Origin of the sequence: Streptomyces sp. KL2 (genome assembly GCF_046529545.1) — a bacterium.
In the GTDB taxonomy this organism is placed as follows: Bacteria; Actinomycetota; Actinomycetes; order Streptomycetales; family Streptomycetaceae; genus Streptomyces; species Streptomyces radiopugnans.
The window spans coordinates 1,129,801-1,149,501 of record NZ_CP127170.1; the positions used below are offsets into that span (position 1 = coordinate 1,129,801).

The 19,701-nt window shown below is 73.5% G+C and carries 19 protein-coding genes; 13 read left to right on the forward strand and 6 right to left on the reverse strand.

Translation table 11 applies throughout. The annotated features are described in order from the left end of the window. Nucleotides 1-2: 2 nt before the first annotated feature. The 5 genes from QPK52_RS05185 to QPK52_RS05205 form a co-directional block, all read right to left on the reverse strand. Nucleotides 3-1,133, reverse strand: coding sequence for a YihY/virulence factor BrkB family protein (locus tag QPK52_RS05185; RefSeq protein WP_410535844.1), 1,131 nt, complete (start codon nt 1,131-1,133; stop codon nt 3-5). Nucleotides 1,134-1,255: 122 nt separating this feature from the next. Next, nucleotides 1,256-2,065, reverse strand: a complete 810-nt coding sequence (gene pflA / locus QPK52_RS05190) for a pyruvate formate-lyase-activating protein (protein ID WP_410535845.1) — start codon at nt 2,063-2,065, stop codon at nt 1,256-1,258. Continuing rightward, on the reverse strand, nt 2,065-4,341 hold the full coding sequence (gene pflB / locus QPK52_RS05195; protein ID WP_410535846.1) for a formate C-acetyltransferase: 2,277 nt from the start codon (nt 4,339-4,341) through the stop codon (nt 2,065-2,067). The genes pflA and pflB overlap by 1 nt, the downstream gene beginning before the upstream one ends. Before the next feature lie 88 nt (nt 4,342-4,429). After that, nucleotides 4,430-7,105: a bifunctional acetaldehyde-CoA/alcohol dehydrogenase gene (gene adhE, locus QPK52_RS05200; protein WP_410535847.1), complete on the reverse strand. Its 2,676-nt coding sequence runs from the start codon at nt 7,103-7,105 to the stop codon at nt 4,430-4,432. Nucleotides 7,106-7,257: 152 nt separating this feature from the next. Next, the gene (locus tag QPK52_RS05205; RefSeq protein WP_410535848.1) at nt 7,258-8,313 is read right to left on the reverse strand and encodes a carbohydrate kinase family protein; all 1,056 of its coding nucleotides are present in this window, start codon (nt 8,311-8,313) and stop codon (nt 7,258-7,260) included. An 88-nt stretch (nt 8,314-8,401) separates the two neighbouring features. Here QPK52_RS05205 and QPK52_RS05210 point away from each other — a divergent pair, with 88 nt between their 5' ends. From QPK52_RS05210 to QPK52_RS05270, 13 genes are all read left to right on the forward strand, one after another. Further along, nucleotides 8,402-8,980, forward strand: a complete 579-nt coding sequence (locus QPK52_RS05210; protein ID WP_410535849.1) for a GNAT family N-acetyltransferase — start codon at nt 8,402-8,404, stop codon at nt 8,978-8,980. Between the two features lie 130 nt (nt 8,981-9,110). After that, nucleotides 9,111-9,194 carry a putative leader peptide gene (locus QPK52_RS05215; protein WP_309471194.1) on the forward strand — a complete coding sequence of 28 codons (84 nt, stop codon included), beginning with the start codon at nt 9,111-9,113 and terminating at the stop codon, nt 9,192-9,194. Nucleotides 9,195-9,350: 156 nt separating this feature from the next. Further along, nucleotides 9,351-11,048, forward strand: a complete 1,698-nt coding sequence (locus QPK52_RS05220) for a nitrite/sulfite reductase (RefSeq protein ID WP_410535850.1) — start codon at nt 9,351-9,353, stop codon at nt 11,046-11,048. Nucleotides 11,049-11,220: 172 nt separating this feature from the next. Continuing rightward, nucleotides 11,221-11,406, forward strand: a complete 186-nt coding sequence (locus tag QPK52_RS05225; protein ID WP_410535851.1) for a hypothetical protein — start codon at nt 11,221-11,223, stop codon at nt 11,404-11,406. Beyond that, entirely contained in the window at nt 11,403-12,125 is a 723-nt protein-coding gene (locus QPK52_RS05230) for a phosphoadenylyl-sulfate reductase (protein WP_410535852.1), read from the forward strand. Before QPK52_RS05225 ends, QPK52_RS05230 begins: the two co-directional genes overlap by 4 nt. Nucleotides 12,126-12,172: 47 nt before the next feature. Beyond that, a complete protein-coding gene (cysC, locus tag QPK52_RS05235; protein WP_410535853.1) occupies nt 12,173-12,760 on the forward strand; it encodes an adenylyl-sulfate kinase in 588 nt (195 codons plus the stop codon). 29 nt (nt 12,761-12,789) lie between these two features. Beyond that, the gene (cysD, locus tag QPK52_RS05240) at nt 12,790-13,725 is read left to right on the forward strand and encodes a sulfate adenylyltransferase subunit CysD (protein WP_410540214.1); all 936 of its coding nucleotides are present in this window, start codon (nt 12,790-12,792) and stop codon (nt 13,723-13,725) included. A gap of 3 nt (nt 13,726-13,728) precedes the next feature. Beyond that, nucleotides 13,729-15,126: a sulfate adenylyltransferase subunit 1 gene (locus QPK52_RS05245; RefSeq protein WP_410535854.1), complete on the forward strand. Its 1,398-nt coding sequence runs from the start codon at nt 13,729-13,731 to the stop codon at nt 15,124-15,126. After that, nucleotides 15,114-15,242, forward strand: coding sequence for a hypothetical protein (locus QPK52_RS05250; protein WP_093660142.1), 129 nt, complete (start codon nt 15,114-15,116; stop codon nt 15,240-15,242). Before QPK52_RS05245 ends, QPK52_RS05250 begins: the two co-directional genes overlap by 13 nt. Before the next feature lie 176 nt (nt 15,243-15,418). After that, the gene (locus QPK52_RS05255; protein ID WP_410535855.1) at nt 15,419-16,237 is read left to right on the forward strand and encodes an ABC transporter ATP-binding protein; all 819 of its coding nucleotides are present in this window, start codon (nt 15,419-15,421) and stop codon (nt 16,235-16,237) included. Beyond that, on the forward strand, nt 16,224-17,198 hold the full coding sequence (locus tag QPK52_RS05260) for an ABC transporter permease (protein ID WP_410535856.1): 975 nt from the start codon (nt 16,224-16,226) through the stop codon (nt 17,196-17,198). Before QPK52_RS05255 ends, QPK52_RS05260 begins: the two co-directional genes overlap by 14 nt. A gap of 8 nt (nt 17,199-17,206) precedes the next feature. Beyond that, nucleotides 17,207-18,001 carry a sirohydrochlorin chelatase gene (locus QPK52_RS05265; protein ID WP_410535857.1) on the forward strand — a complete coding sequence of 265 codons (795 nt, stop codon included), beginning with the start codon at nt 17,207-17,209 and terminating at the stop codon, nt 17,999-18,001. A gap of 80 nt (nt 18,002-18,081) precedes the next feature. After that, nucleotides 18,082-18,258, forward strand: a complete 177-nt coding sequence (locus QPK52_RS05270; RefSeq protein WP_410535858.1) for a CsbD family protein — start codon at nt 18,082-18,084, stop codon at nt 18,256-18,258. A 112-nt stretch (nt 18,259-18,370) separates the two neighbouring features. Here the strand turns inward: QPK52_RS05270 and QPK52_RS05275 are convergent, their stop codons facing one another. Next, entirely contained in the window at nt 18,371-19,651 is a 1,281-nt protein-coding gene (locus QPK52_RS05275; RefSeq protein ID WP_410535859.1) for an SAV2148 family HEPN domain-containing protein, read from the reverse strand. Between the last annotated feature and the right edge of the window lie 50 nt (nt 19,652-19,701).

Here is a 19,701-nt window from a genome sequence, read left to right on the forward strand (position 1 = left end):
CGTCAGTCCCGGCGGCGGGAGCGCAGCCGGGAGCGTATGTCGGAAGGCGGCAGGAACTTCGTCCAGCGCTCGGGGAACTCCGCCGGCGGTTCGACGGGTTCCCCGTCGTCCCCGCCGCCCTCGGCCCCCCGCATCGCGCGCCGCGCCGCCGCCGCGGCGACGACCTCGGCGGCGGCCTGCTCACGGGCCCGCTCGCTGGCACGGCGGGCGGCGGCGGTGGTGACCGAGGGCCACACATGGTCGATGGCGGCGTTGACGGCCGCGCCCACCAGGACCGCGAAGGCCGAGACGCCGATCCACAGCAGCACGGCCACGGGCGCGGCCAGCGACCCGTACAGCGACGGCCCGTCCACCGTCCGCGTGAGGTACAGGCGCAGCAGGAAGCTGCCCGCGATCCACATCAGCAGGGCGACCAGCGCGCCGGGGACGTCCTCCACCCAGGGTGAGCGGACCGGTACCGAGACGTGGTAGAGCGTGGTGAGGAAGGCGATCGAGACGACCACCACCACGGGCCAGTAGAAGGCCTCGACCAGTGGCTCCAGTTGCGGCACCCAGCCGATCACCGCGTCCGGCCCGACGATCAGCAGCGGCAGGGCGACCGCGCCCAGCGGCAGCGCGACCAGGTACAGCCCGAAGGCCAGCAGCCGGGTGGCGACGATGCCGCGGTGGCCGTCGAGGCCGTACATGACGGTGATGGTGTCTATGAAGACGTTCATCGTGCGCGAGCCGGACCACAGCGCCAGTGCGAAGCCGAAGGAGATCACGTCGGGCCGCCCGCCCTCGATCACGTCGTCGATCAGCGGCTCGGCGATCTGGCTGACGCCGCGGTCGGACAGGACGGTGGCGGAGGCGTTCAGGATGTTGGCGCGGACGCTGTCGATGGTGTCGGTGCCGATCCAGGCGTCGAGGTAGCCGAGCAGCCCGATCAGACCCAGCAGCAGCGGCGGCAGCGACAGCAGGGTGAAGAAGGCCGCCTCGGCGGCCAGCCCCAGGATCCGGTACTCCATCGCGGAGTTGACGGTGTCCTTCAGCAGCAGCCACGCGAGCTTCCGCTTGGGGACGTTGCGGTACAGGGCGCGTGCCCTGCGCAGCGGGTTCGAGGGCTGCTTCGGGGAGGAGGGGGCCGGTTGCACGTCCTTAACGTATCCGGCCCCGCGATCCCGACTCACACCGTGGCCTGCGGGGCGGCCTGCCGGTTTCCCCCGCGGGCCGCGCGGTTCGCACACCGGTGCGGACGCGCGCTCCGGCACGGGGCTCACACCGCGTACAGGCCGTGGGCGGCGAAGACCTCCCGGGCGCCGGCCACCTGCTCCGGGGTGGGCACCGGGGTGCCGGCCAGGGGGAAGGTGCGGCCGACCGCCTCCCACTTGGCGGCGCCCAGCTTGTGGAAGGGCAGCACGTCGACGCGGGAGACGTTGCCGAGGGAGGCCGCGAAGGCGGCGACGCCCTCGATGTTGTCGGCCCCGTCGGTCAGGCCGGGGACCAGCACGAACCGCACCCACACCTCTTTGCCCAGCAGCGCCAGCCGGCGGGCGAAGGCCACCGTGGGGGCGATCTCGCCGCGGCCCCCGGTGACCTTCCGGTACAGCCCCGGCTCCCAGGACTTGACGTCCAGCAGCACCAGGTCGGTGTCGGCCAGCAGCGCGTCGGAGGCGCGGGCGCCGAGGAATCCGGAGGTGTCCAGGGCCGTGTGCAGGCCCAGCTCGTGCCTGAAGCGGTGCAGCAGCTCCCCGGCGAAGACCGGCTGGAGCAGCGGCTCGCCGCCGCTGAGGGTGGCGCCGCCGCCCGCCGCCCGGATGAAGGCGGTGTACTTCGCCGCCTCGGCGACGAGCTCGTCGGCGGTGGTGCGGCGGCCGTTGCGCAGCCGCCAGGTGTCGGGGTTGTGGCAGTACAGGCAGGCCAGCGGGCAGCCGGCGAGGAAGGCGGTGAAACGGGTGCCGGGGCCGTCCACGCCGGTGGACAGGTCCCAGGAGTGCACCGATCCGGTGACCGGGCGGCGGGTGGCCGCCCCGGCGGGGGTGGCGGCCCCCGCCGGCGCGGCCGCCCCGTGCGTCGGGCGGCCCATCACAGCGCCCCGTGGAAGGTGCGGGCGATGACGTCGAGCTGCTGCTCGCGGGTGAGCTTGACGAAGTTCACCGCGTAGCCGCTGACGCGGACGGTGAGCTGCGGGTACTTCTCCGGGTGCTCCATGGCGTCCACCAGCGTCTTCTGGTCCAGGACGTTGACGTTCATGTGGAAGCCCCCGGCGGCGGTGTAGCCGTCCAGCACCCCGGCGAGGTTCCCGGCGCGCTCGGCCGGGGTGCGGCCCAGGGCGTCGGGGGTGATGGTGTTGGTCAGCGAGATGCCGTCCTCGGCGTCGTCGTAGTCCAGCTTGGCCACCGACAGGGCCGAGGCGATGTAGCCGTGGCGGTCGCGGCCGTTCATCGGGTTGGCTCCGGGGGCGAAGGGCGTGCCGGCGCGGCGGCCGTCGGGGGTGTTGCCGGTCTTCTTCCCGTAGACGACGTTGGAGGTGATGGTGAGCACCGACTGGGTGTGGACGGCGCCCCGGTAGGCGGGGTGGCGGCGCACCTTCTCCATGAAGCCGTGCACCAGCCCGCGGGCGATCTCGTCGGCCCGGTCGTCGTTGTTGCCGTACGCCGGGTAGTCGCCCTCGACCTCGTAGTCGACGGCCAGCCCGGTGGCGTCGCGGATCACCCGCACCCTTGCGTACTTGACCGCCGAGAGCGAGTCGGCGGCGACCGACAGCCCGGCGATGCCGCAGGCCATGGTCCGCAGCACCTCGCGGTCGTGCAGGGCCATCTCCAGCCGCTCGTACGCGTACCTGTCGTGCATGTAGTGGATGACGTTGAGGGCGTGGACGTAGGTCCTGGCCAGCCACTCCAGCATCGCGTCGTAGCGCTCGGCGACGGTGGCGTAGTCCAGGTACTCGCCCTCGATCGGACGGAACCCGCGCACGACCTGCTCGCCGGTCATCTCGTCACGGCCGCCGTTGACGGCGTAGAGCAGGGCCTTGGCGACGTTGACGCGCGCCCCGAAGAACTGCATCTGCTTCCCCGCGGCCATCGCGGAGACGCAGCAGGCGATGGCGGTGTCGTCGCCGTACTTGGGGCGCATCAGCTCGTCGGACTCGAACTGCAGGGCGCTGGTGTCCACGGCGGTCTTCGCCGCGAACTCCTTGAAGCCCCCGGGCAGCGCCTGCGACCAGAAGACCGTCAGGTTGGGCTCCGGCGCGGGGCCGAGGTTGTACAGGGTCTGCAGGGCGCGGAAGGCGGTGCGGGTGACCAGCGGGCGGCCGTCCTCGCCGATCCCGGCCAGCGACCAGGTCACCCAGGTGGGGTCGCCGGAGTAGAGCTGGTTGTACTCGGGGGTGCGCAGGAAGCGGACGATGCGGAGCTTGATCACGAAGTCGTCGACCAGCTCCTGGGCCCCGCTCTCGGTCAGCAGCCCGCGGTCGATGTCGCGCTGGAGGTAGACGTCGAGGAAGGCGTCGATGCGGCCGATGGACATGGCCGCGCCGTTCTGCTCCTTCACGGCGGCCAGGTAGGCGAAGTACAGCCACTGGACGGCCTCGCGTCCGGTGGCGGCCGGGCGGGAGACGTCGTAGCCGTAGGAGGCGGCCATCTCCTTCAGCTCGCGCAGCGCCCGGATCTGCTCGGCGTTCTCCTCGCGGTCGCGGATGACGTCCTCGGTGGGCCGGCGTTCGTCCAGCAGTGCCCGGTCGGCCTGCTTGTCGGCGATCAGCCGGTCCACGCCGTACAGGGCGACGCGGCGGTAGTCGCCGATGATGCGGCCGCGGCCGTAGGCGTCGGGCAGGCCGGTGATGATGCCGGCCGAGCGGCAGGCCCGGATCTCGGGGGTGTAGGCGTCGAAGACCCCGTCGTTGTGGGTCTTGCGGTAGGTGGTGAAGATCTTCTTCACCTCCGGGTCGGGCTCGTGGCCGTAGGCCTTCAGGGCCGCCTCGACCATCCGCCAGCCGCCGATCGGCATGATCGCCCGCTTGAGGGGGGCGTCGGTCTGCAGGCCGACGATCAGGTCGAGGTCCTTGTCGATGTAGCCGGGCCCGAAGGCGGTGATGGTGGAGGGGGTCGCGGTGTCCACGTCGTACACGCCGCGCTCGCGCTCGGCGGGGAACATCGCCAGCAGCTTGTTCCACACGGCGGTGGTGCGGTGGGTGGGGCCGGCGAGGAAGGAACCGTCGCCCTCGTAGGGGGTGTAGTTGTGCTGGACGAAGTCGCGGACGTCGATCGCGTCCCGCCACAGGCCGCCCTTGAAGCCCTGCCAGGCGCCGGTGCCGGTGCGGTCCGGCGAGTGGGGGGTCTGCGGCTGCGGGATGGTGGTCATGGCTGGTCTCCCTTGGGGTTCTGCCGTGCGGGGCGGTCGGGCGGCGGTGCTCATGCCCTGGCGGCGTGGCCGTAGTAGGCCTGGCGCATCAGCAGTAGGCCTGGCGCATCAGCGCCTGCATCTCGTCGAGCATCGGCATCCGGGGGTTGGCGGGGGCGCACTGGTCGGCGTAGGCGTTGCGGGCCTGCTCGGGCAGGGCGGCGAGGAACTCCTTCTCGTCCACGCCCGCCTCCCGGAAGGAGGCCGGGACACCGCACCGGGCGCGCAGCTCCTCCACGGCGCGGGCGTAGGACTCCACGCCCTCCTCGGGGGTGGCGGCCGGCAGGCCGAGCATCCTGGCGATCTCCTGGAAGCGCTCGTGGGCCCGGTAGGTCTCGTACTTGGGCCAGCCGGTCAGCTTGGTGGGGATGCGGCCGTTGTGGCGGATGACGTGCGGCAGCAGCAGCGCGTTGGTCCGGCCGTGGGTGATGTGGAAGGTGTTGCCGAGGGTGTGGGACATGGCGTGCACCAGGCCGAGGAAGGCGTTGGCGAAGGCCATGCCGGCGATGGTGGAGGCGTTGTGCATCCGCTCGCGGGCCCTGGGGTCCTCGGGGCCGTGGGTGACGCAGCGCTCCAGGTTCTCGAAGATCAGCCGGATGGCCTGCAAGCACAGCCCGTCGGTGTAGTCGTTGGCGTAGACCGACACGTACGCCTCGGTGGCGTGGGTGAGGGCGTCGAAGCCGGAGTCGGCGGTGACGGCGGGCGGCAGGGTGGCGGTCAGGACCGGGTCGACGATGGCGACGTCGGGGGTGAGGGCGTAGTCGGCCAGCGGGTACTTGCGGGCGGCGGCCGGGTCGGAGATGACGGCGAAGGGGGTGACCTCGGCACCGGTGCCGGAGGTGGTCGGGACCGCGATCAGCCTCGCCCTCTCCCCCAGCGGCGGGAAGGTGAAGGCGCGCTTGCGGATGTCGGAGAACTTCTCCTTGGTGTCGGCGAAGGCGATCTCGGGGTGCTCGTACATCAGCCACATCACCTTGGCGGCGTCGATGGGCGAGCCGCCGCCGAGGGCGACGATGGTGTCGGGCTCGAACTCGCGCATCTTCGCGGCGCCCCGCTCGACGGTGGCCAGCTCCGGGTTGGGCTCGACGTCGTCGATGATCTGGAGGTTCACCGGCTCGCGGCGGGAGCGCAGGATGTCCTTGACGCGGGTGAGGTAGCCCAGCCGGTCCATGGTGCGGTCGGTGACGACGGTGACGCGCCGCATGCCGCGCATGTCGCCGAGGTAGCGCAGGGAGTGGCGTTCGAAGTAGATCTTCGGCGGGACCTTGAACCACTGCATGTTGGTGTTGCGCCGCCCGATGCGCTTGATGTTGAGCAGGTCGACGGCGGTGACGTTGCCGGAGACCGAGTTGTGGCCGTAGGAGCCGCAGCCCAGGGTCATCGAGGGCAGGAAGGAGTTGTAGACGTCGCCGATGCCGCCGAGGCTGGAGGGCGCGTTGGCGATGATGCGCACGGCCTTGACTCGGCGGCCGAACTCCTCGGTCAGCTCCTCGTCGTCGGCGTGGATCACCGCACTGTGGCCCAGGCCGTCGAACTCGACCATCCGCGCGGCCAGTTCGACGCCCTGCTCGGTGGTCTCGGCGCGCAGCAGGGCCAGCACCGGGGAGAGCTTCTCGCGGCTGAGCGGCTCGGCGGGGCCGACGGCCGCGATCTCGGCGAGGATGACGGAGGTGTCCTCGGGGACGGTGAAGCCCGCCTGCTCGGCGATCCAGTGCGGCGGCCGGCCGACGGCGTCGGCGTTCAGCCTCGCCCCGGCGCAGTTGGCGCTCCGGGCGGTGGTGCCGAACAGGAACCGCTCCAGCTTCTCCTTCTCCTCGGCGGTGGCCAGATGGGCGTGGAGCTTGCGGAACTCCGCGACGGCCTGCTCGTAGACCTCGGCGTCCAGGACGGCGGCCTGCTCGGACGCGCAGATCATGCCGTTGTCGAAGGCCTTGGACAGGACGATGTCGTGCACCGCGCGGGGGACGTCGGCGGTGCGGTGGACGTAGGCGGGGACGTTGCCCGCGCCGACGCCGAGGGCCGGTTTGCCGCACGAGTAGGCGGCCCGGACCATGGCGTTGCCGCCGGTGGCCAGGATGGTGGAGACGTCCGCGTGGTTCATCAGCAGGCGGGTGGCCTCCATCGACGGCTCCTCGATCCACTGCACGCAGTGCTCGGGGGCGCCCGCCTCCACGGCCGCCTCCCGTACGATCCGGGCCGCCTCGGCGCTGCACCGCTGGGCCGAGGGGTGGAAGGCGAAGACGATCGGGTTGCGGGTCTTGAGCGCGATGAGCGCCTTGAAGATCGTGGTGGAGGTGGGGTTGGTCACCGGGGTCATGGCGCACACCACGCCGACGGGCTCGGCGATCTCGGTGATCCCGTTCAGCTCGTCGCGGCGGACGACGCCGACCGTCTTCAGCCCCTGCATCGAGTGGGTGACGTGCTCGCAGGCGAAGAGGTTCTTCATCGCCTTGTCCTCGAACACCCCCCGGCCGGTCTCGGCGACGGCCTGCTCGGCCAGCTCGCAGTGGTTCGCCAGGGCCGCCAGGGATGCCTTCCGCACGATGTGGTCGACCTGCTCCTGGGTGAAGGAGGCGTACTCCTCCAGGGACTTGACGGCGTGTGCGACCAGGGTGTCGACGGCGTGCCGGGCGGTCTCGGCGCGCTCGGCGTCCGCCGGCGCGGCGGAGCGTGCGGCAGGACGTGCTGCGGAGCGTGCTGCGGGACGTGCGGTGGCTTCTGCCATGGGGATCACCTCTGGATGGGGGCCTCGGTGACTCCATTGCACGCCGCCCGGGGCCTCCGGCGCAGTCGCCGAAGGGGCCCCGCCCGGCCGCCGAAGGTCCCGCCCCGGCAGGGGGTGCGGGCCGAAGGTCCCGGTACCGGCCGGTACGGCGCTCACCCGGGCGTATGGCGGCCCATCCGATGCGCCCGGGGCGGGTTGGCGCCCCGTACCGCACAGGTGGCGGCGGCGACGGCGGCGCCGGTGGCCAGTGCCTGCTCCAGGACGCCGGCGGTCAGCCCGTCCAGGCGCCCGCCGAGGGCCCCGGCGCTGTGGAGGGAGTGCAGCAGGCCGCCCGTGAAGGCGTCGCCCGCGCCGACGGTGTCCACCACGGCGGTGGGCGGGGCGGGCACTCTCAGCCGTACGCGCCCCGCGCCGCCCGCGCCCTCCAGCGAGGCGTACGCGCCCGCCGCTCCGAGCGTGACGACCACCAGGGCCGCGCCGTGGCCGTGGAGGACGCCGGCGGCCTCCTCCACGCCGGCGCCGGGCAGGAGGTGGCCGAGGTCGTCGTCGGACAGCCGCAGGATGTCGGCCGCGGCGCACCAGCGCGGCAGCCGCTCGCGGTAGACGGCCGGTTCCACCAGCAGCGGCCGGACGTTGGGGTCGACGGAGACGGTGGCCCGCCCCCGCACCCTCTCCAGCAGCCGTTCCACCGCCTCGCCGCCCGGCGGCCGCACCAGTGCCAGCGATCCGGTGTGCACGCAGGCCGCGGGGCCGGACGCGGCCGCCGCCAGCTCACCGTCCGTCCACTGCCAGTCGGCGGTGCCCTCGGCGTGGAAGGAGTACTCGGCGCGGCCGGCGGCGTCGACGTCGGCGACGGCCAGGGTGCTGGGCTCGGCCGCCTCGACCGCCGCGCCGAGGTCCACGCCGGAGGCGGCCAGGTGCTCGCGGAAGAGGCGGCCGAAGACGTCCCGCGACAGCCTGCCCAGGAATCGGGTGGGGGTGCCGAGCCGGGCGAGGGCCACGGCGGTGTTGGCGGGTCCGCCGCCGGGCAGGACCTCCAGTCCGATCGACGGGGCGGACGGCTGTGCCCCGCCGCCGGGCGGCGGGACGGTGAAGGCGTCGGCCACGCACTCGCCGAGCACGACGACGGGCGGCGCGGCGACGGGAGCGGTGGGTTCGGGGGCAGTGGGTTCGGGGACGCCGCCGGGGCGGCTGCTGGTCGCGGCCATGGGTGGCATTCTGGTACGGCGCGGTGGCCGGGGGCGGTCCGCGGGGCCGCCTCCCGGCCGCCGGCGCCGTCGTGCTTCACTGCCCGGCATGAGCACCACCGTCGCCGTCACCACCTGGTCACTGGAGCAGACCTCCCCCTCCGACCTCTCCCCCGCCCACGTTCCGGACAGCGGGTCCGGCATCCGGATCGTCCGGGCGGAGGTGCCCAGCCCGGAGTTCAGCCGCTTCCTCTACACCGCCGTCGGCGGGGACGTCACCTGGACGGACCGGCTGGAGTGGACGTACGAGCGGTGGCGGGAGTTCCTGGAGCGCCCCGGCGTGGAGACCTGGGTGGCGTACGAGCGCGGGACCCCGGCCGGGTACATCGAGCTGGAACCGCAGCCCGGGGGGACGGTGGAGATCACCTACTTCGGTCTGATCGCCGCCTTCCGCGGCCGGCGCATCGGCGGGCACCTGCTGTCGTACGGGACCGCGCGCGCCTGGGACCTGGCGGAGCGCTGGCCGGAGCGGGAGCCCACCCGGCGGGTGTGGGTGCACACCTGCAGCAAGGACGGCCCCCACGCGCTGGCGAACTACCGGCGGCGCGGCTTCCGCCTGTTCGACACCAGGACGGAGGACGAGCCGGACGTTCCCGCTCCGGGCCCCTGGCCGGGAGCGGGGGTGTGAGCCCCGCCGGGGCCCCCGCGGCTCCGGCGAGTCCGTGACCGATATCACTGCGTCTCGCAGAGCGGGACACCTTTGTCCGAACTGTGGATAACGGTGGACTGCCGCGAGATGCTCATGCCACGCTTCTGCCATGTCTCGAGCTGGAATTGCCTTGGTGAGTCGGCGGCACGTCGACCTCGGCCGCATGTCCAGCGCCATCTGTCCGGCGGGCTGACAGTCCCAGCACCGCCGCACATCCGCCGCCCCCGTCGTCGCGGGCAGGCGGCTCCACTTCCCGTTTTCCGCACGGATCCGCGCACGTCAGCGCGCCCGGACGGAATCGGGCCGCTTCCCGCGCAGCCGAGTCCAGCAGAAGGACGAACACACCGCCATGGCCGACACCCCCAAGCCAGCCAGCGCTGCCCCGACCCGCCGCAAGGCCGGCCGCCACCGCGGCGAGGGCCAGTGGGCCGCCGGGCACTTCACCCCGCTGAACGCCAACGAGCAGTTCAAGAAGGACGATGACGGTCTCAATGTGCGGACACGCATTGAGACGATCTACGCCCACCGCGGGTTCGACTCCATCGACCCCAGCGACCTGCGCGGCCGGATGCGCTGGTGGGGCCTGTACACCCAGCGCAGGCCCGGGATCGACGGCGGCAAGACCGCCGTCCTGGCCCCGGAGGAGCTGGACGACGAGCACTTCATGCTCCGGGTCCGCATCGACGGCGGACGGCTGACCACCGGGCAGCTGCGCGTCATCGGCGAGATCTCCCAGGAGTTCGCCCGCGGCACCGCGGACATCACCGACCGCCAGAACGTCCAGTTCCACTGGATCCGGATCGAGGACGTCCCCGAGATCTGGCGCCGTCTGGAGGCCGTGGGCCTGTCCACGACCGAGGCGTGCGGCGACACCCCGCGCGTCGTCCTGGGCTCGCCGGTCGCCGGGATCGCCGCCGACGAGATCGTCGACGGCACGCCCGCGATCGAGGAGATCCAGCGCCGCGTCATCGGCAACAAGGCGTTCTCCAACCTGCCCCGCAAGTTCAAGACAGCCGTCTCCGGCTCCCCGCTGCTGGACGTGGCACACGAGATCAACGACGTGGCGTTCGTGGGCGTCCGTCACCCCGAACTCGGCCCCGGCTTCGACGTGTGGGTGGGCGGCGGCCTGTCCACCAACCCCAAGCTCGGCGTCCGCCTGGGCGCCTGGGTGCCGGTGGAGGAGGTCGCCGACGTCATGGAGGGCGTCGTGTCGATCTTCCGCGACCACGGCTACCGCCGGCTGCGCAACCGCGCCCGTCTGAAGTTCCTCGTCGCCGACTGGGGCGCGGAGAAGTTCCGCCGGGTGCTGGAGGACGAGTACCTGGGGCGGAAACTGGCCGACGGCCCCGCCCCCGAGGCCCCCGCCCGGCGCTGGCGCGACCACGTCGGTGTCCACCGCCAGAAGGACGGCCGCTACTACGTCGGCTTCGCCCCCCGCGTCGGCCGCGTCGACGGCGCCACCCTCACCAAGATCGCCGAGCTGGCCGAGGGCCACGGCTCGGGCCGGGTCCGCACCACCGTCGAGCAGAAGATGATCATTCTCGACGTGGCCGAGGACCGGGTGGACTCCCTGGTGGAAGGGTTGGAGTCGCTGGACCTGACGACGCGTCCGTCGGTCTTCCGGCGCGGCACCATGGCCTGCACCGGCATCGAGTTCTGCAAGCTGGCCATCGTCGAGACCAAGGGCCGCGGCTCCGCCCTCATCGACGAACTGGAGCGCCGCCTGCCGGAGTTCGACGAGCCGGTCACCATCAACATCAACGGCTGCCCCAACGCCTGCGCCCGCATCCAGGTCGCCGACATCGGGCTCAAGGGCCAGCTCGTCACCGACGCGGACGGCAACCAGGTCGAGGGCTACCAGGTCCACCTCGGCGGCGCTCTGGGGCTGGACCCCGGTTTCGGCCGCAAGGTGCGCGGCCTGAAGGTCACCGCCGCCGAGCTGCCCGACTACGTCGAGCGCCTCCTGACCCGCTACCGCGAGGAGCGGCAGGACGGCGAGCGCTTCGCCCAGTGGGCGGCGCGGGCCGACGAGGGTGCCCTGAAGTGAGCGACGCACACGCGGCCACCACCCCGCACCTCACCACAAACCCGCACCGCCGCCGCGTGGGCGGAGAAGCTCACAGGAAGGCAGTGAGCGACGCACACGCGGCCACCACCCCGCACCTCACCACAAACCCGCACCGCCACCGCGTGGGCGGAGAAGCCCGCAGGGAGGCACCGTGAGTGAACGCGCCGCGCCGTTCTACTGCCCGTACTGCGGCGACGAGGACCTGCGGCCGTCCGAGGACGGCCACGGCGCGTGGGAGTGCGCCTCCTGCAACCGCGCCTTCAAGCTCTCGTTCCTCGGACTGCTGGCCGACGGCCTGCGGCGGTCCGGTTCCACCGAGGGAGACAACACACGATGAACGCCGCCGAGGACCGGCACGACCTGCGGGCGGACGCCGGCGAGCTGCGGCGGCTCGCCGAGAAGGCGGGCCGCGAACTGGAGGACGCCCCGGCGCTGGAGATCCTGCGCTGGGCCGCCGGCACCTTCGGCCCGCGCTTCTGCGTGACCTCCTCCATGGAGGACGCCGTCGTCGCGCACCTGGCCTCGCGCGTGGCGCCCGGTGTGGACGTGGTGTTCCTCGACACCGGCTACCACTTCCCGGAGACCATCGGCACCCGGGACGCGGTGGCGGCGGTGATGGACGTCAACGTCGTCACGCTCACCCCGCGGCAGACCGTGGCCGAGCAGGACGCCGAGTACGGGCCGCGCCTGCACGACCGCGACCCCGACCTGTGCTGCGCGCTGCGCAAGGTCAGGCCGCTGGAGGAGGGCCTGCGCGGGTACGACGCCTGGGCCACCGGGCTGCGCCGCGACGAGTCCCCGACCAGGGCGGCGACTCCGGTCGTCGGCTGGGACGAGAGGCGGGGCAAGGTCAAGGTCTCGCCCATCGCACGCTGGACGCAGGGTGACGTGGACGCCTACGTTGCCGAGCACGGTGTCCTCACCAACCCTCTGCTGATGGACGGTTACCCCTCCATCGGGTGCGCGCCCTGCACTCGGCGGGTGCTGGAGGGCGAGGACGCCCGCTCCGGCCGCTGGGCCGGACGCGGCAAGACCGAGTGCGGACTGCATGGCTGATGGCGAACCCGAAGGCCGTACGGGCCCAGACAGTTGAGGAGCGTCAGATGAGCGGGGCGACCGCCTCCGGCACGGACAGAACCGGCAGTACCGACGGCACCGGCACCGGAGCCACGATCTGGCTCACCGGCCTGCCCAGCGCGGGCAAGACCACGATCGCCCACGCGCTGGCCGGGCGGCTGCGCAGTGAGGGGCACCGGGTGGAGGTGCTGGACGGCGACGAGATCAGGGAGTTCCTCTCCGCCGGCCTGGGCTTCTCCCGCGAGGACCGCAACACCAACGTGCAGCGGATCGGCTTCGTCGCCGAACTGCTCGCCTCCAACGGGGTCAAGGCCCTGGTTCCGGTGATCGCGCCGTACGCCGACAGCCGCGAGGCGGTCCGCAAGCGCCACCAGGCGGAGGGCACGGCCTATCTGGAGGTGCACGTGGCCACGCCCGTGGAGGTGTGCTCCGAGCGCGACGTGAAGGGGCTGTACGCCCGACAGGCCGCGGGAGAGCTCTCCGGGCTGACCGGGGTGGACGACCCGTACGAGGCGCCGGCCGATCCGGACCTGCGGATCGAGGCGCACACCGAGCCGGTGGACGACTCCGCCGCCCGGCTGTACGCACTGCTCGCCGAGAGGGGACTGGCGTGACGACCTCGACCGAACCGACCACCGGGCACGTGACCGCGCCGGACCGGGCCGCCGAGAGCCCCGGTGCGTCGTACGCGCTGAGCCATCTGGACGCGCTGGAGTCGGAGGCGGTGCACATCTTCCGCGAGGTGGCGGGCGAGTTCGAGCGGCCGGTGATCCTCTTCTCCGGCGGCAAGGACTCCATCGTGATGCTGCACCTGGCGCTGAAGGCCTTCGCCCCGGCGCCGGTGCCCTTCGCGCTGCTGCACGTGGACACCGGCCACAACTTCCCCGAGGTCCTCGACTACCGCGACCGGGTGGTGGCCGAGCACCGGCTGCGCCTGCACGTCGCCTCGGTGCAGGAGTTCATCGACCGCGGCGAGCTGCGCGAGCGCCCGGACGGCACCCGCAACCCGCTGCAGACCGTGCCGCTGCTGCACGCCATCGAGACGAACCGCTTCGACGCGGTCTTCGGCGGCGGGCGGCGCGACGAGGAGAAGGCCCGCGCCAAGGAGCGGGTGTTCTCCCTGCGCGACGAGTTCGGCGGCTGGGACCCGCGCCGCCAGCGCCCCGAGCTGTGGCAGCTCTACAACGGCCGCCACGCGCCGGGCGAGCACGTGCGCGTCTTCCCGCTGTCCAACTGGACCGAGCTGGACGTGTGGCAGTACATCGGGCGGGAGAAGATCGAGCTGCCCGCCATCTACTACGCCCACACCCGCGAGGTCTTCAAGCGAGACGGCATGTGGCTGGCGCCGGGCGGGTGGGGCGGCCCCAGGGACGGCGAGACGGTCCAGGAGCGCCAGGTGCGCTACCGCACCGTCGGCGACATGTCCTGTACCGGGGCGGTGGACTCCGACGCCACCACCATCGAGCAGGTCATAGCGGAGATCGCGGCCTCCCGGCTGACCGAGCGGGGCGCGACCCGGGCCGACGACAAGCTGTCGGAGGCCGCCATGGAGGACCGCAAGCGCGAAGGGTACTTCTGACCGATGACCACCGCTGCCACCACTTCCACAGCCGGTGCCGGCGCCGCTGCCGCCGGCGAGGCCGCCGGCCGGCTGCTGCAGGACACCTCGCTGCTGCGTTTCGCCACCGCCGGGTCGGTCGACGACGGCAAGTCCACCCTGGTGGGACGACTGCTGCACGACTCCAAGTCCGTCCTGGCCGACCAGCTGGAGGCCGTCGAGCACGCCTCCCGCAGCCGCGGCGCCGAGGGCCCCGATCTGGCGCTGCTGACCGACGGGCTGCGCGCCGAGCGCGAGCAGGGCATCACCATCGACGTGGCCTACCGCTACTTCGCCACGCCGCGGCGCCGGTTCATCCTGGCCGACACCCCCGGCCACGTGCAGTACACCCGCAACATGGTCACCGGCGCCTCCACCGCCGAGCTGGCCATCATCCTGGTCGACGCCCGCAACGGCGTGGTCGAGCAGACCCGCCGCCACGCCGCGGTCGCCGCCCTGCTGCGCGTCCCCCACGTGGTGCTGGCCGTCAACAAGATGGACCTGGTCGGCTACTCCGAGCCCGTCTTCGCGCGGATCGCCGAGCAGTTCACCGCCTACGCCGCCTCGCTCGGCGTGCCGGAGATCACCGCCGTGCCCATCTCGGCGCTGGTCGGCGACAACGTGGTCACCCCGTCCGAGCACATGGACTGGTACAGCGGCCCCACCGTCCTGGAGCACCTGGAGACCGTCGAGGTCGACCACGACCCGGCCGGGGACGTGGCCCGCTTCCCCGTCCAGTACGTCATCCGCCCGCAGACCGCCGAGCACCCCGACTACCGCGGCTACGCCGGCCAGATCGCCTCCGGCGTGCTGCGCGTGGGCCAGCGGGTGACGGTGCTGCCCTCGGGCCGCACCTCGGTGATCGAGGGCATCGATCTGCTCGGCCAGTCGGTCCGGCAGGCCTGGGCCCCGCAGTCGGTCACCGTCCGCCTGGCGGACGACCTCGACGTCTCCCGCGGCGACCTGATCGCCCCGGCCGACGACGCCCCGGCCACCGGCCAGGACGTCACCGCCACCGTCTGCCACCTGCACGACACCCCGCTGCGGGTGGGGCAGCGGGTGCTGCTCAAGCACACCACCCGCACGGTCAAGGCGATCGTCAAGGAGATCCCCTCCCGGCTGACCCTGGACGACCTCTCGCCCCACCCCGAGCCGGGCGAGCTGGTGGCCAACGACATCGGCCGGGTGCGTGTCCGCACCGCCGAACCGCTGCCGCTGGACCCCTACGCCCTCTCCCGCCGCACCGGCTCGTTCCTGCTGATCGACCCGGCCGACGGCTCCACCCTCACCGCCGGCATGTCCGGCGACGCCTTCACGGGGGCCGCCGGGGCGGTACGGGCCGCCGCGGGCGACACCGCGCAGGAGGACGGATGGGACTTCTGAGCGCGGCGGGCGCCGCCGTGCACGACGCCTTCTCCACCTTCGACCACACCGGCGGCCGGATCGGCAGCGGTGTCCGGGGCAGCGGGCAGGGCGGACTGGCGGGATGCCGCCGGTGACGCCCGACGCCCGGCCGCGCCACCCGCAGGTCCGGCGCCTCCAGCACGACCCGTACGACCCGCGCCTCCGGGACGCCCCATATGTCCCACAAGCGCGGCACGTCCCCGCCGCACACGCCGGCTCTCCCCCGCCGTAGCCGCCCGAGCAGGGTGGCGAACCACGAGAGGACCCCGCTGTGTCCACCGAACTCGCCACCCCCGCCCCGGCGCCGTCCGTCACCGGTGCCGGGGCCGGGCAGGCCCGCCCGTACGCGGTGCGGCTCGACCGCGTCTCGAAGTCCTTCGGCTCCTCCCCCCGCACCCGCCAGCAGGTGCTGGACGGCATCGGCCTGACGGTGGCGCCCGGGGAGTTCGTCTGCCTGCTGGGCGCCTCCGGCTGCGGCAAGTCCACGCTCCTCAACCTGGTGGCCGGACTGGACCACCCGACCTCCGGCGAGGTGCGGGTGCCGCACGGCCGGCCCGCGCTGATGTTCCAGGACCACGCGCTCTTCCCCTGGCTGAGCGCCGGCCGCAACGTGGAGCTGGCCCTGAAGCTGGCCGGGGTCCCCCGGCCCGAGCGGCGCGGCCGGGCCGAGGAGCTGCTGCGGCTGGTGCGGCTGCCGGACGCGTACGGCAAGCGGGTCCACCAGCTCTCCGGCGGGATGCGGCAGCGCGTGGCCCTGGCCCGCTCGCTGGCCCAGGGCAGCCGGGTGCTGCTGATGGACGAGCCCTTCGCCGCGCTGGACGCCATCACCCGGGACCTGCTCCACGAGGAGCTGACCCGGGTGTGGCGCGAGCGGGAGCTGACGGTGCTGTTCGTCACCCACAACGTGCGCGAGGCGGTACGGCTCGGCCAGCGGGTCGTGCTGCTGTCCTCGCGCCCGGGGCGCGTGGCGCGCGAGTGGGACGTGGACCTCCCCTACCCCCGCCGTATCGAGGACTCCGGAGTCACCTCCCTCGCCCGGGAGATCACCGGCCATCTGCACGAGGAGATCGTCCGACATGCCCGCCACTGACACCGAGGACTCCCGGCGGGGTCCCCGGCACGAGCCCCCCGGGCTCCCCGAGCCCTCCGGGCAGGACATCGGCCGGACCGCGGGCCGGACCGCGGGCGGCGCGGGCGGTCCCGACGACTCCGACGAGATGGCGTCCGGTCTGGACGCCCTGGAGTCCCCCGCGTCCGCGACCGCCGCCACCTCGCGGCGGCTGCTGGCCAAGGCCGCGCCGCCACTGGCGGCCGTCGCCCTGGTGCTGGCCCTGTGGCAGACGGCGTACGCGCTGAACTGGTCGGCGACGCTGCCCTCCCCCGCCGCCGTGTGGGGCGAGCTGGCCGGCGCCTGGTCGGACGGCACCCTGCTGCCCGCCCTCGGCCACAGCCTGCTGCGCTGCCTGGTCGGCTTCACCGCCTCCGCGGCCATCGGCGTCCCCCTGGGGCTGCTGCTCACCCGGATGGCGCCGCTGCGCACGGTCCTGGGTCCCATCCTGTCCGCCGTGCAGTCGCTGCCGGCCGCCGCGCTGGTGCCGGTGGCGGTGATCGCGCTGGGCAACTCCGAGGGCGCGGTGTACGCCGTGGTGCTGCTCGGCGCGGTGCCCTCCATCGCCGTCGGGGTCACCACCGCCGTCGACCAGATACCGCCGCTGCTGCTGCGGGCCGGCCGGTCGATGGGCGCCGGCGGGCTGCGCGGCGCCGTCCACGTCCTCGTCCCCGCCGCGCTGCCCGGCTTCGTGGCGGCGCTGCGGCAGGGCTGGACCTTCGGCTGGCGCGCCCTGATGACGGCCGAGCTGATCACCGCCACTCCGCTGCCCGGCATCGGCCGGATGCTGGACGCGGGCCGGCAGGGCGGTGAGCTGAGCCTGGTGCTGGCCTCGGTGGTGCTGATCCTGGCGGTCGGCGTGCTGGTGGAGTCGGCGCTGTTCTCACCGGTGGAGCGCCGCGTGCTGCGCAACCGCGGCCTGGCGTCGGCGGCCGGGCGGTGAGCCGGCCCGTGCGCGCCCTCCACCCCCCGGCCCCCTGTGGCCGTCCCGCCCTGCTGGTCGTCGCGCACGGCAGCCGCGACCCGCGCCACGCGGCGACCGTGGCCGCGCTGTGCGCCCGGCTGCGCGGGCTGCGCCCGGAACTGCGGGTCGAGGTGGGCCATCTGGACTTCAACGCCCCCTCGGTGCCGCAGGTGCTCGCCCGTCTCCACGCCGACGGCGTACGGCGTGTGGTGGCCCTGCCGCTGCTGCTCACCCGCGCCTTCCACGCCAAGGCCGACATCCCCGCGGTGCTGGGCGAGGCGGTGTCGCGGCTGCCGCGGCTGGCGGTGCACCAGGCCGACGTCCTGGGCCCGGACCGGCTGCTGACGGCCGCCCTGGAGCGGCGGCTGCGCGAGGCCGGGCTGCGGCCCGGCGACGAACGCTCGACCGGGGTCGTCCTGGCCTCGGCGGGCTCCTCCGACCCGGAGGCGATCGCGGTGATCGCAGATATCGCGCGGGAGTGGCGGCACATCTCCGGTTGGTGTGCCGTGCGGCCCGCGTTCGCCTCCGCATCCCTTCCCCGCACCGCGGATGCGGTGCGGGAGCTGCGCGCGCGGGGGGCGCGGCGGGTGGCCGTCGCCCCGTACGTCGTCGCGCCCGGCTTCCTCCCGGACCGCATCGCCGCCGGCGCCCGCGAGGCGGGCGCGGACCTGCTGGCGCCGGTGCTGGGCGACGCCCCGGAGCTGGCCCGCCTGATGGCACGGCGCTACGACGAGGCGCTGGTCCGGTGGGCCGGGCGCGCGAGCGTGCCCGTCGGCGCGTGAGGGCGGCCGGGTTTCCCTGTGGTACCTCCGGGTAGCCGGAAAACGACTTACAGGGCATTCCGAAAGGAAGTGACCACGGTATGAGCGCCGCGGACAAGGCCAGGGCCAAGGCCGAACAGGCGATCGGCCGGGCGAAGAAGAAGGCCGGGCGCGCCACCGGCGATGCCGACAAGGCCGGCGAGGGGCGTCTCCAGGAGGCCAAGGGAAACGCCCGCCAGGCCAAGGAGAAGGGCAAGGACGTCCTCAAGGACGAGTGACCCGCCTCTGCTCCCGGCCCTCTCGGAGGCACCCCGGCCGGGGTGCCTCCGAGAAGTCGGGACACCGTCTCCAGCAGCCTGGTGACCATGCGCCGGCTGCGGCCGGGGCCGGTCAGGACACCGGCCGGGAGTCGGCCCACACCGACTCCATCTCCTCCCGGTAGAGGTGGAACAGCCCGCCCTCGGCGCCCTCCGCCGGCGGGCTCCCGCCGGGGGCGCCCGCCCGGGCTCCTCCCTGGATGATGTCCCGGCCGCCGCCGCGCAGCACGAAGACCGGCGCCTCCATCCCCCGGATGCGGCGCAGGTAGGACTGGACCACCGCTATGCCGTCCGGCCCGTCGCCGTCCACGAGGTAGGCGGTGAAGCGCGGGGTCTCGTCGAAGACGTGGATCTGGAAGGCGTCGGCGTCCCGCAGCCGGGAGCGCACCCGCCGCATGTGGAGGATGTTCATCTCCACCGAACGGCTCAGCTCGCCCTTCTTCAGCCCCAGCTCCCGCTCCCGGCGGCGCACCGCGCTGCTGGCCGGGTTGAGGAAGAGCAGCCGCACCCGGCAGCCGGACTCGGCCAGCCGCACCAGACGGCGCCCGGAGTAGTTCTGGACCAGCAGGTTCAGGCCTATGCCGATGGCGTCCAGCCGGCGCGCTCCGCCGAACAGGTCCTCGGCCGGGAGCTGGCGCTGCAGGCGCACCCGGTCCGGGTGGACGCCGACGACGTCGGCGAAGCGGTCGCCGACCAGCTCCTCCACCGCGTCCACCGGCAGCCGGTGGGCGGAGGGGATGTCGCGGCCGGCGCCCAGCAGGTCCAGCAGCCTGGCCGAGATCCGCTCGGCCTGGGCGAGGACGGCCGGGGACAGCGCGCGGTTGCGCGCCACCGCGCTGCGGGCGACCTCCAGCTCGTCCAGTGCCAGCTCCAGCTCGCGCCGCCCGTCGAAGTAGGGCTCGAAGCAGGGCCAGTGCTGCACCACCAGCTCGCGCAGCTGCGGCAGGGTGAGGAAGGACAGCAGGGTGTCGTCGGCCGGGTCGAGCAGATAGCCCTTGCGGCGGCTGACCTCGCGTACGGCCGCGGCCCGCTGGACCCACTCCTGCCCGGTCGGGCCGGCCGCGGCCACGACCCACTCCTCGCCGTGCACCGGCTCGTAGATCGGCCGCAGCACCGCCGCGACCACGGCGCGCAGCCGCTGCTCGACGAGGTTGAGCCAGATGTAGGCCCGTCCCGCCCGCTGGGCGCGCAGCCGCACCTCGGCCCACTCCTCCGCGCCCCAGGCCAGATCGGCGCCGATCTCCATCGGCCGGGCCAGGGAGACCGTGCCGGGCGGCACCGCTCCGGGCGCCCCGGCGGCACCGCTCTCGCCGCCCCCGTCCCCCGAGGGGAGCTCAAGCCCTCCCGAGCCCACCTGTGCACCGCCTTCCGGACCTGCTGTTCGATCAAGGAGCCTACTGCCCT

Excerpts from the sequence above, each read along its gene's own strand:
- pflA (WP_410535845.1), bottom strand. The coding sequence starts at position 2,065 with ATGGGCCGCCCGACGCACGGGGCGGCCGCGCCGGCGGGGGCCGCCACC.
- pflB (WP_410535846.1), bottom strand. The coding sequence starts at position 4,341 with ATGACCACCATCCCGCAGCCGCAGACCCCCCACTCGCCGGACCGCACC.
- adhE (WP_410535847.1), bottom strand. The coding sequence starts at position 7,105 with ATGGCAGAAGCCACCGCACGTCCCGCAGCACGCTCCGCAGCACGTCCT.
- QPK52_RS05205 (WP_410535848.1), bottom strand. The coding sequence starts at position 8,313 with ATGGCCGCGACCAGCAGCCGCCCCGGCGGCGTCCCCGAACCCACTGCC.
- QPK52_RS05210 (WP_410535849.1), top strand. The coding sequence starts at position 8,402 with ATGAGCACCACCGTCGCCGTCACCACCTGGTCACTGGAGCAGACCTCC.
- QPK52_RS05215 (WP_309471194.1), top strand. The coding sequence starts at position 9,111 with ATGTCTCGAGCTGGAATTGCCTTGGTGAGTCGGCGGCACGTCGACCTC.
- QPK52_RS05220 (WP_410535850.1), top strand. The coding sequence starts at position 9,351 with ATGGCCGACACCCCCAAGCCAGCCAGCGCTGCCCCGACCCGCCGCAAG.
- QPK52_RS05230 (WP_410535852.1), top strand. The coding sequence starts at position 11,403 with ATGAACGCCGCCGAGGACCGGCACGACCTGCGGGCGGACGCCGGCGAG.
- cysC (WP_410535853.1), top strand. The coding sequence starts at position 12,173 with ATGAGCGGGGCGACCGCCTCCGGCACGGACAGAACCGGCAGTACCGAC.
- QPK52_RS05245 (WP_410535854.1), top strand. The coding sequence starts at position 13,729 with ATGACCACCGCTGCCACCACTTCCACAGCCGGTGCCGGCGCCGCTGCC.
- QPK52_RS05250 (WP_093660142.1), top strand. The coding sequence starts at position 15,114 with ATGGGACTTCTGAGCGCGGCGGGCGCCGCCGTGCACGACGCCTTCTCC.
- QPK52_RS05260 (WP_410535856.1), top strand. The coding sequence starts at position 16,224 with ATGCCCGCCACTGACACCGAGGACTCCCGGCGGGGTCCCCGGCACGAG.
- QPK52_RS05270 (WP_410535858.1), top strand. The coding sequence starts at position 18,082 with ATGAGCGCCGCGGACAAGGCCAGGGCCAAGGCCGAACAGGCGATCGGC.